This window comes from Parabacteroides caeci (genome assembly GCF_023656795.1).
Lineage (GTDB): Bacteria > Bacteroidota > Bacteroidia > Bacteroidales > Tannerellaceae > Parabacteroides > Parabacteroides segnis.
Window position 1 is genome coordinate 34,104 of the sequence record NZ_JAMOKT010000058.1, and the last position, 11,606, is coordinate 45,709.

The 11,606-nt window shown below is 44.0% G+C and carries 4 protein-coding genes and 3 pseudogenes; 4 read left to right on the top strand and 3 right to left on the bottom strand.

Translation table 11 applies throughout. The features are described from left to right. The first annotated feature begins 18 nt into the window (after positions 1-18). Both NBH15_RS22700 and NBH15_RS22705 read left to right on the top strand, forming a co-directional pair. Positions 19-3,303 (top strand): glycosyl hydrolase, encoded by a 3,285-nt coding sequence (locus tag NBH15_RS22700; RefSeq protein ID WP_250823617.1) that lies wholly within the window; start codon positions 19-21, stop codon positions 3,301-3,303. Between the two features lie 14 nt (positions 3,304-3,317). Beyond that, complete coding sequence (locus NBH15_RS22705) at positions 3,318-5,345, top strand: beta-L-arabinofuranosidase domain-containing protein (RefSeq protein WP_244050504.1); 2,028 nt, start codon at positions 3,318-3,320, stop codon at positions 5,343-5,345. Positions 5,346-5,409: 64 nt separating this feature from the next. On the opposite strand, the gene NBH15_RS22710 is transcribed toward NBH15_RS22705, so the two are convergent. Then, positions 5,410-5,958 (bottom strand): RNA polymerase sigma-70 factor, encoded by a 549-nt coding sequence (locus NBH15_RS22710; protein WP_009860425.1) that lies wholly within the window; start codon positions 5,956-5,958, stop codon positions 5,410-5,412. Between the two features lie 291 nt (positions 5,959-6,249). Continuing rightward, a pseudogene (locus NBH15_RS22715) lies at positions 6,250-7,476 on the bottom strand (hybrid sensor histidine kinase/response regulator transcription factor); the annotation flags it as partial. 108 nt (positions 7,477-7,584) lie between these two features. Here NBH15_RS22715 and NBH15_RS22720 point away from each other — a divergent pair. Next, positions 7,585-10,044, top strand: a complete 2,460-nt coding sequence (locus tag NBH15_RS22720; RefSeq protein ID WP_250823618.1) for a ligand-binding sensor domain-containing protein — start codon at positions 7,585-7,587, stop codon at positions 10,042-10,044. Positions 10,045-10,143: 99 nt separating this feature from the next. On the opposite strand, the pseudogene NBH15_RS29420 reads toward NBH15_RS22720, so the two are convergent. Beyond that, positions 10,144-10,284 (bottom strand): annotated as a pseudogene (locus tag NBH15_RS29420) (hypothetical protein); the annotation flags it as partial. 288 nt (positions 10,285-10,572) lie between these two features. Here NBH15_RS29420 and NBH15_RS22725 point away from each other — a divergent pair. After that, positions 10,573-11,487 (top strand): annotated as a pseudogene (locus NBH15_RS22725) (carboxypeptidase-like regulatory domain-containing protein); the annotation flags it as partial. Positions 11,488-11,606: the final 119 nt, after the last annotated feature.

The window sequence follows — 11,606 nt, forward strand, 5'->3', positions numbered from 1 at the left end:
AACTCAATTCTTTATATCATGAAACATACGGATTCGCTCATTCTATTGTCCTGCTTCATAACAGGGCTTTTTGCAAATATTTTATTTGCAAATGCACAGGTGCCGGTCGTGCCGTCTGATAAAGAACTATATAGTCCTTTTGAGAATGCGGACGCAGATAAATTTAAATCACCGCCCAAAGTCTTCTACCCCGAAACCTGGTTCCACTACATCGGGGGTAACGTATCCATCAAAGGTATTACTGCTGACTTAGAAGCAATTGCGGATGCCGGATTCTCCGGGATACATCTGTTTCACGGACAGTTCGGCGGCCCCTGGCCGGGGGTCGATCCGCAAATAGCCTGCCTTAGTCCGCTATGGGATGGAATGGTGAAACATACGGCAGAAGAATGCCGGCGTTTAGGGTTACGGTTCACAATGCAGAATTGCCCGGGATGGGCAATGGCGGGCGGTCCCTGGATAAAACCGTCTAATGCCATGCGCCATCTGGCCTGGAGCCGCACGGACATAGAGGGGAACTCGGATGAGATAATGCAAAAGTTACCTCTCCCCCAGCCCAGTGAAGAAGATTGGAGGGATTATGAAGACTTAATGGTAATAGCATTCCCAACGCCCGTGGATGATGACGGAAAGCCATTGATACCAGTCTCGTTCAAAAGCAATAAAGAGGCGGCATGGGAACATTTATGGCAGGAAAAAAGTGAAAACCCGGTACAGCTCACCGCAACTACTGCCGAGAACCCGTACTGGATCGAAGTCGAATTCCCGGAAAACGAGATTATCCGTACACTGGAACTTCCTTCCAGTAACGAAATGAACCACCCGTGGTGCTTTGAGCCTGATATGCGTGTGAAGCTGGAGGCCTGTCTACCTGACGGAACAACCTGGGAAGTTCTGAATACAAACCTTCCCCAGAGCAATACACAAGATAATTACCCTATCTCTTTAGCCTGTGCAGAGACAAAAGGGGCAAAGAAATATCGTATCACCCTCATTAACCGACACAATATCACCCTTAAATCGTTACGTTTATTCACTGCTGCCCGCAAAAACAGTTGGGAGTCACAGGCCGCATGGGTATCAAGAAGCATCGAACGGACAGGCGATCTGAAACAGCATGACCCGGAAACCTACCTGAATGCGAAACAAATCAAGGATATAACCACCTTTATGGATGCACAAGGCAATCTGAAATGGAAAGCACCGAAAGGGAAATGGACTGTTTTACGCATCGGCCATGTGAATACCGGACGACGTAATTCTCCAGCACCACCGGAAGGTACAGGATGGGAATGCAACAAACTCTCCGTAGAAGGTTCCAGTGCACAGTTCGCCGGATATATCGGACGGCTCTCGGGAGAAAACGGTCCTTTAGCCGGAGGGTTGCTCAACGGCTTGTTAATGGATAGCTGGGAGTGTTACACACAGACCTGGACAGCCGGACTCGACAAAGAGTTTGAACAAATCACAGGTTATCCGCTGAAAAAATGGATTCCGGCACTCTTCGGCTATATAGTGGAAGATCAAGAAACCACTTTTCGCTTTTTATGCGATTGGCGCAGGGTACTCAATACTCTTTTTGTCAATAACTTTTATGGGAATATAGCCAGGCTGGCCAAAGAGAATAATCTCTCCCTGACATACGAGACCAGTGCCGGCGACGGTTTCCCCACGGATATCCTGGAATATTACAAATTTGCCGATGTCCCTATGTGCGAGTTCTGGCAACCGATGACGGAGAATTTCGTAGGTTCAATCAATTTCAAACCGATCAAACCGGCGGCCTCCGCAGCCCGCATATATGGGAAACCCCGCGTTGCGGCAGAAGCATTCACTTCCTTTAACCATACCTGGGACGAACATTGGCAAATGCTGAAAGAAGTAGCCAATGTCAATTCTACGGAAGGAGTTACCCACCTGGTATTCCATACATATACACATAATCCGCAAGTAGGTTTTCCCCCTCCCGGAACTTCTTTCTCCGGAGCAGGCATCGGTACACCGTTCTTACGCGGACAGACCTGGTGGAAATACATGCCTGAGTTTACGACTTATTTAGCCCGATGCAACTATCTGTTGGAAAGAGGGAAACCAGTCTCCGATGTGCTTTGGTATCTGGGAGACGAGACCGATCATAAACCAGACCAGAAAGCACCGTTCCCGGAAGGATTCAAATATGACTATTGCAATCCGGATGTACTGTTGAACCGGCTTTCCGTAAACAACGGTGACCTGGTGACTCCGGAAGGTTTACGTTACCGTCTCCTCTGGCTACCGGAGGTACCGCGCATGCGCCCGGAGACAGTCGAAAAATTATATGAACTCATTTATGAAGGAGCGACTGTCGTCGGAGAAGTGCCATCCGGACTTGCCACACTTTCAGGAGGAAAAGATGCACAGAAAAGATTCGACAGGACCATAAAGAAAATATGGGGAAATGCGTCGGAAACAGGTATCCGGCAGATAGGAAAAGGCCGTATCATTTCCGGTATAACTTTGGCTGATGCTTTGGAACAACTGGATATCGCCCCGGATGTAAAAGGTTCAGGTCCCCTGTGGCTGCACAGAAAGACAGAGAATGCCGACTGGTATTTTGTTACAGTACCGAAAGACAAAAGTTTTCAGGGAGAGTTGGATTTCCGAAATAGCGGACATGCCGAGATATGGGACCCTCTGACAGGAGATGTTCTTCCTGCCATATATGAAAAAAAGGGAGACCGGACATCTGTAAAGATCAGTTTACCCCAGGCCGGATCTTATTTTGTCGTATTCCGCAAAGACAACCCCGAAATACCTGCAAAAAGTGCTGTGGAAAAGCAAGTCATAGCAACGATTCCTCTCAGCCAGCCATGGGAACTCAAATTCCCGGACGGCTGGGGAGCACCTGCATCTCTTCAGATATTTGAACTGAAACCGTGGAAAGATCTGGATACTTCAACAGAAGCGAAAGCATTTTCCGGAACAGTCGAATATTCTTCGACCTTCAATATAGATAATACATCCGGCAACCGGTTTATTCTTGATCTGGGAAAAGTGGATATGATTGCAGAAATAATCATCAACGGCGAACCTGTCCGGACAGTCTGGACCACACCTTACAAAGCCGATGTAACAAAAGCCGTTCGTCCCGGAAAAAACACACTTCAGGTAAAAGTAACCAGCACCTGGCTCAACCGTCTTGTCTATGACGCAGGACAGCCGGAAAGTAACCGGAAGACATGGGTGTTAAGATGGCCGGATAAGAATGAACCCTTGAGAGAAAGCGGCCTTATGGGACCGGTAACCCTTTCAATTGAAAAATAAACAAACAATGAGTCATGAAACATAAAGTCATTCTATCCTTATTAATTGCAGCAGCATTGAATAGCCTTCCCTTTTCAGGGAAGGCCGATAATCCGGATTATCCCAATAACCGCTATCCGCTTATAAGAAAACCTTATATAGAACTACCGTTAGGCAGTATCAAACCTAAAGGCTGGCTCCTTGAAATGCTGGAACGGCAGAAAAAAGGGGCATCCAGCCAGATGGACATCCTGTATCCGGAAGTAATGGGGGCACGTAACGGATGGCTGGGAGGCGACGGCGACCAATGGGAAAGAGGTCCTTACTGGATAGACGGATTGTTGCCCCTGGCTTATATCCTCGATGATAAAGAACTGAAACAAAAGGTACAACCCTGGATAGAATGGGCTTTGAAGAGCCAGCGTGAGGACGGTTTCTTCGGACCGGCCAAAGACTATGCGCCAGAACCCGGACTTCAACGGGACAACTCTGCCGACTGGTGGCCCCGAATGGTTCTGTTGAAGATCATGCAGCAATATTATTCGGCAACCGGAGATAAGCGGGTGACAGACTTTATGACCCGGTATTTCCGCTACCAGCTGAAAACCCTTCCGTCCACCCCGCTGGGAAACTGGACTTTCTGGGCTGAATACCGTGCCTGCGACAATCTCCAGGCCGTATACTGGCTTTACAACATAACCGGAGATGCCTTCCTACTCGATTTAGGTCATTTATTACATAAACAGAGCTATGACTTCGTCGACATGTTCCTCAACCGGGATGACCTGACCCGCTTCAACACCATCCATTGTGTCAATCTGGCCCAAGGTATCAAAGAGCCGGTTATTTACTATCAACAAGATCCTGACAAAAAATACCTGGATGCCGTAAAGAAAGGATTTGCCGATATCCGGCAATACAACGGCCAACCGCAGGGGATGTATGGCGGAGACGAAGGATTACACGGTAATAATCCTACGCAAGGTTCCGAACTGTGTTCTGCCGTCGAATTAATGTATTCACTGGAAAAGATTATGGAAATAACAGGGGACCTGGCTTTTACAGATCATCTGGAACGGATCGCCTTCAATGCCCTCCCGACCCAGGTCACTGATGACTTTATAAACAAACAATATTTCCAGCAAGCCAACCAGGTCATGATAACCCGCCACGCCCACAATTTCTATGAAGATGCCAATCATGCAGAAACAGATATTATATACGGGACACGGACCGGATATCCATGCTGTTTCTCCAATATGCACCAGGGATGGCCCAAGTTCACCCAAAGCCTTTGGTATGCAACCCCGGATAACGGTATTGCCGCATTGGCCTACTCGCCTTCTGAAGTAACAGCAAAAGTGGGTAACGGATGTAAAATTAAAATTACGGAAGAAACCTGTTACCCGATGGACGATAAAATCCAACTGACAGTCCGGCTACTTAACAAAACGAAAGAAATAGCATTTCCGCTCCATTTGCGTATTCCCGGATGGTGCAAGGAAGCAACCGTGACAGTCAACGGCGTCCCGGAATCAACGGCCAAAGGAAACAGCGTGGCTATCATACGGCGGACATGGAAAAGTGGAGACCAGGTTCTTTTACATTTGCCCATGGAGGTTTCAACAAGCAAATGGTATGAGAACTCTGTTGCCGTTGAACGCGGACCATTGGTATATGCCCTGAAAATGGATGAGAAATGGGAAAAGAAAGAATTTAAGGGAGATGAAGTTACCCAGTTCGGAAAGTCTTATTATGAAGTGACTTCACCAACCAAATGGAATTATGGCATAGTTGCTTTCGATCCTGATAATATGCAGGAGAATTTCCAGGTAACGATCGACAAGAGCAAGCAGGCCGGCAATTATTTCTGGAATGTAGAGAATGCCCCCATCTGGATCAAAGTAAAAGCGAAAGAAATAACTTCCTGGCAATTGTACAACGAAATGGCCGGTCCGTTACCTTTCTCTACAGGGAGAAGCAAACAGCCTGTAGAAGAGATCACACTCATTCCTTTCGGATGTACGACTCTCAGGATTTCTGAATTTCCGCTGGTAAGATAGTAGCGGAATAGTTGAGTTAGCAGATTGTTTTATCGGATGTATACTATCAGATAACAACAATCTGTTATCTTAGAAACAAGAGATAGAAAACAGGCAGATAATCTTTCAAAGCGACCCTCAAAACCTTTAACGATCTGGTTATATGATATTCGACCCCTTTTGGGCTTATAGACAATTCTTCCGATATTTCCTTGACCGTACGGCATTCGTAACGGCTCATTTCAAAAACGCGGCGGGTCTGTTCGGGCAAAGCCTGTAAGGTATCATTGACGATACGGGTTATTTCTGACGAGAATATTTCTTCCAGGTCACAAGCTTGTAAAGTCGAGATGCGATAATACAGGTCACGGTCCATTTTAGAAGAGATGGATTCAGAGACAGCCTGTTTCACGTCCTGATGCTTCAAATAGTTCAGGGAACCGTTTTTCAACATCTGGACAAGCAGTGCCAGTGGATATTCAACTTTCTCCTTTTTACTGGTCTCCCACAAATTAATCAAAGATTCAGATACAATATCCTCTGCCGCCATGTCATCTCTGACATATGACTTCACAAACAAAAACGAACGTTTGTAGTAGTTTGTATATATATCGCTGAAACTTATATTACTCATCTCCTGTAGAATATAAAGAAGGCTCACTCCATTTATCTCAATACCATACAAAAATAAGATTTATTCCATAATAGTCAACACCCATTGGCAATAATTCTTTTTTAATATTCCTATTGCTTATCACAACTGCATTCCTTTCATATCACAGTTGGATTCCGTTTGTTTCACAGATGGATTTCTTTTGTTTCACAGCTGTGATATGCAAAGAGAATGTAATGGCAAGGGAAACGATACGCCGGGTTAACGGCAGTCTCTCCCTTGTAACCGGCTCTATCCCAAGGGTAACGGAGACTATAAAGCATTATAACGGGAAGGCGATACACCAAACTGATTCGTGAAGTGCTTGCGGAATGTATTTATATCGTTATAACCGACCATTTCAGCCACCTCCTGAACAGAATATTTCTTCTGCATGATCAGGGAAGCAGCCTTGCTGATACGGATACTGCGGATCACTTCGATAATCGACAGGTTACTCAACTGCTTCATCTTACGGTATAAGGTAGGCTGGCTAAGATTCAACAGGCCTGCCAGACTTTTGGCACTGAAGTCCGGGTTCGTCAGGTTGGCTTCGACGATACTGATCACCTGCTGCATGAAAAGCCCGGCTTGCTCTTCTTCCTCCGGCTTCTCTACCGTATGTTTCAGCATCAGGGTTTTCGTATAGATGCGTTTCAACTGCTCACGCATGCGGATCAGGTTCTCTGCCTTGGCTTTGAGCACTTCGGGGTTGAAAGGCTTCATGATATAGTCGTCCACACCGATCCGGGTACTTTTCAGCAAATCCTCCTCCTCAGCTTTGGCTGTCAGCATGATGATCGGGATATGGGCCGTCTGCAACTCCTGCCTGATCTCCTGGCAACAGGTAAAACCGTCTTTGACCGGCATCATTATATCCGAAATGATCAGGTCAGGGATCTCTTCACGGGCGGTCCGCACGCCCTCTTCACCGTCCCGGGCTTCCAGAACACGGTATTTCTTCTCGAATAGAGTATGGATATAATGTCTTATCTCATCGTTATCTTCAATGACCAGCAATTTCTTGCCTGATTCGGGGGATGTCTCTTCACGAACCTTTTCCGGGGCAATGAATGCTTCCTCCTTCTGTTCATCACGGGTATCCTCAACCAGTTGATATACATCTTCTTTAAAATGCTCGCGCCCCAACGGAAGATAAAGGATAAACTCGGAGCCTTTGCCGGGAACACTGTTCAGCAATACTTTCCCATGATGGAGGTCCATCGTGTTTTTAACGATACGCAGGCCGATACCCACCTTGGTAGAAAATGAGGGATCATTTTCGCCCGTTATAAAGGATTCAAAGATGCGTCCCTGCAAATTTTCAGCGATGCCGGGCCCATTGTCTGCAACGGATAATAAACAGAACATTTTCCCGTCTACCTCCTTCTCCTCGATCGTAACCCTTATCTTTCCGCCCTTCGGGGTATATTTGAGCGCATTCGAAAGGAGGTTCTTCAAGGCTGATTCTATTTTTGAGATATCAATCCAGAGATAAAGAGATTGAATGCCAAAGTCCAAGATGTACTCATGCAAAATGATACGAGTTTTTGGATGATATCCACTGATGTACTTTCGCTTGTTTCAGTCGCTTATCAAACGGATAAAATGGGGAATATAGACAAAGTGGACTTAAAAGTAGAAATGGAGTTTACAGGATTGGCCGGGAACAATACAAACTATATGGTCATGTGCCAATCCCCTGACGGAATTATTTATATTGCGACCGATTGGGGAAATATAGTCACTTTCGATCCCCAAAAACATCAAATGACAAGCCGGGGTGATTTACCGAGAGTCAATAAAATTCATGTTCACCGCCTTCTCTATTCCGACGGTTCTGTCTGGATTGGAACCTGGGCCAACGGAGCGATTTGTTACAATCCGAAGACAGGTGTCTATACTCAATATACCTATAAACCGGAGGATACGGAAAAAACTCTTTCCCACGGAGATATTTATCAGATGGTTTCTTTGGGAGACGGACGGTATTTAGCTGCTACATGGAATGGTTACACAGTTTTTATTCCTGATAAAGAAGACCCTACCCGTTATACAACAGAGGTCTATAACAACACTGCGTCTCAACTTCATCGTAACCTGGAGACCCGGATGATCTCCGCTTATTACGATACGGAAGGTATCATCTGGATCGGAACACAAGGCGGAGGAGTGTATGCCTCCGATTTAAGGAAACAATTTTATCAGCGCTTTCATCAGGAAACGCATAATGAAATATGTGAAATGGCGATGGATAAGAATGAATATATCTGGCTTGCCACTTTCCATAAGGGAATTTTGAGAAGTACGGAACCTTTTAATCCTCAAAGCCGTTTGGAGTTTGAATCGGTCCCTGCCGGCTCGAGCAATACTGTTTTATGTGTGCTCAACGATAAAAAAGGAAACTTATGGTTCGGAAACGGCCAGTCCGAACTAATTCAGTATGATTCTGAAAATAAAACCTTTACCGTTTATCCTGTCCGCATTAAAAACAAACCTGAATGGTCCGGTTCCATCTGGTCTTTATTGATTGATAATCAAAATCGTTTATGGGTGGGAACCACTAACGGGTTATTGTTGTTTGATCGCCAAACAAAAGATTTTACCTATTACCCTGTCGGTTCCGGAACCATACGGGCAATGGTAGAAGTACCCGGTAAATACCTCTTGTTAGGATTGTCATACGGCTTAGTAAAGTGTTCTTTGGATGGTCAACCTATTCGATCGGACTATGAAAAAACAGCCAATGTTCCAGTCAGGGATATACGTTCCCTTTATGCCGCTTCAGACGGAAAGCTATATATCGGTTATTCCGACGGTTTTGGAGTAATGGATATTCAGTCTGATTCAATCGAGAATTTTTACACAACTCATAATGGGTTAAGCAGTAATTACATAGGTTGTATTTGCGAAGACGAGGAAGGCCGTATTTGGCTGGGTTCCGCTTCCTGTGTTTGTAACTACAGCAGACATCAGAAATTGTTCTATAATTACTATATATCCGGAAACAACCGCTCAGTCATGTTTTATAAGGATTTTCTGTTTTGGGGGAATAATAAAAACATAACCTATTTCCTCCCGAATGAAGCAATGAACAACCACTTTATTCCCGGCAAAGTAGTCATAACTCAATTGGAAGTAGATAATAAACCAGTTGAAATCGGGCAAAAGATAAATAATCAAGTCATTTTGAAACAAGGTATTCCCTATACACACGGATTAACATTAAAGGCTGCTAATAATAGCTTTTCATTGATGTTCAGTAATCTGACCTACTCGGACGACCTGCAAAAATATAATTACCGGTTAAGTCCGGCTCAATCGAACTGGTTGACAATCAATGAAGGTGAAAAGGTCTCGTATGCAAACTTACCTCAAGGAAAATATGTTTTTGAGGTACAAAGTATTATGGCAGACGGTTCTAGCGGTTACCTGACATCCATGGATGTCAACATCCTGCCTCATTGGTATGAGGCAATTTGGTTCCGTCTTCTAATTATTATCACAATCGGTTTTATTATATATTATCTGATGCGTCGTGTAAAAAAGGAGCAGGCACGTCTAAGGCATGAGGAACGGTTAAAACATGAATTGTTTGTTGCCAATTTGGAACGTGAGAAAGAGAAGCAAATCAACCGGGAACGCAGTAATTTCTTTACGAACGTCTCTCACGAACTTCGTACGCCTCTGACACTGATCCTTTCTCCTTTACAGGAGTTATTGCAGACGGAACGCTTTTCACAAATTCTATATGATAAGTTGTCATTGGTTTACAATAATGCGACCTCATTATCTACCCTGGTAAATCAATTACTCTATGTACAAAAAATAGAAGCCGGAATGGTGCAATTAAAACTGTCAGAAGTTGATATATCAGTGCTGGTTAAGAATGTTATCACGTCTTTTAAGCATATTGCCGAGATAAAACAGACAGAGTTCATCTTGGACTCCGGTAAATTTCCCGTTTTCATTAATAGAAACAAAATGCTCCATACGGCGATCGAAACAGAAGAGTTGCCCGCTCACATTCAACCAAAGCAGATTATTTCCGGTCTCATGGATACTTGAAACTTTCATATAAAGCCCATCCGAACCGAAATTCTTTATATTTTTTCCATCATAACGGCTCAAACCATTATCTGTGCCAAACCACATAAAACCATCCATATCTTTATGAATACACAAGACCGTATTATCGGCCAGTCCGTTTTGCATGGTAAGCACCCTGATATCCTTTTCAAAAAAGGCATAACCGGAAAAACTATAAAAAATAGAGAATAGTATAGCTGCAATAAATTTCCTCATCATCTAATTAACAAAGCTCCTCATTTAGATATTTCAAACATATACAAAGAAACAAAAAAAGGAGGATATTACCTCTAAACAAGACAAAGAAAAACAACATAAATATAATGCATGAACAATCTGCCGACTATTCATGAATAAAACACCCAGTATCCTGTTTTTCAACAAGAAAAATAAAGAAAACACCCATCGTTAATGAATAAAACACGCGTTATCCCTTCCAGGCAGACCAGATACTTTTGCTTACAAAGATTAATAAAATTAGTATTAACAACCTTAAAACTAAAAAGGATGAAGAAAAGAGTCACTTTTTTAATTGTGCTGCTAATGGTTAGTATATTTCATATATACGCGCAACAGCAAAACATTAGCGGTACTGTCATTGACAAGAACCTGAATGAACCCGTTATCGGAGCTTCCATTCAAATAAAGGGTACAACAAACGGGACCATTACCGACCTGGACGGAAAATTCGCTATCAACGCTTCGAAAGATGATATCCTGGTGATCTCCTACATAGGATACACTACACAGGAGATCAAACTTACCGGACAATCCAGTCTAAAAATAGAATTGAGTGAAGATACTCAGGCACTGGACGAAGTAGTAGTAGTTGGGTTCGGTACCCAAAAGAAAGTTAATCTGACCGGAGCTGTAGCGACTGTCGATAAGAAGGTGTTGGCATCCAGGCCGGTAACTTCCGTTTCACAGTCTTTACAAGGGGCAGTTCCCGGATTAAACTTATCCACCGCCGACCTGGGAGGACAATTGGGTCAGAACATGAATGTTAATATTCGTGGTACGGGAACGATCGGTAAAGGTTCCAAAGGCGAGCCACTTATCCTGATCGACGGCATGGAAGGAAACATGAACAACCTGAATCCGGAAGATGTTGAAAACATTTCTGTATTGAAAGATGCCTCCTCTTCCTCTATCTATGGTTCGCGGGCAGCGTTCGGCGTAATCATGATAACAACAAAAAAAGGTAAAGCCGGGAAAATGCAAATAAACTACAACAATAACGTCCGTTATTCCGGTCCGACCAACCTCCCCAATCAACTCGATTCATACCGTTTTGCCAATTTCTTCAATGAAGCATCTATCAATCAGGGAGGTAGTGTCATTTTTGACGAAGAGACCATCGGTCGCATACAAAAATACATGGCCGGAGAATTAGCGGCAACGACTATTGCCAACGGTAACAACTCAATGTCATCAATTTAAGAAAAAATACCCTTAAAACGAAAAAAGCCATTGGAAATATCAAAGAAAGAATTACTTTAAAGTTACCACACAACAAGTAATCCATGATCTATGATACAACC

Excerpts from the sequence above, each read along its gene's own strand:
- NBH15_RS22700 (WP_250823617.1), top strand. The coding sequence starts at position 19 with ATGAAACATACGGATTCGCTCATTCTATTGTCCTGCTTCATAACAGGG.
- NBH15_RS22710 (WP_009860425.1), bottom strand. The coding sequence starts at position 5,958 with ATGAGTAATATAAGTTTCAGCGATATATATACAAACTACTACAAACGT.
- NBH15_RS22720 (WP_250823618.1), top strand. The coding sequence starts at position 7,585 with ATGGGGAATATAGACAAAGTGGACTTAAAAGTAGAAATGGAGTTTACA.
- NBH15_RS22705 (WP_244050504.1), top strand. The coding sequence starts at position 3,318 with ATGAAACATAAAGTCATTCTATCCTTATTAATTGCAGCAGCATTGAAT.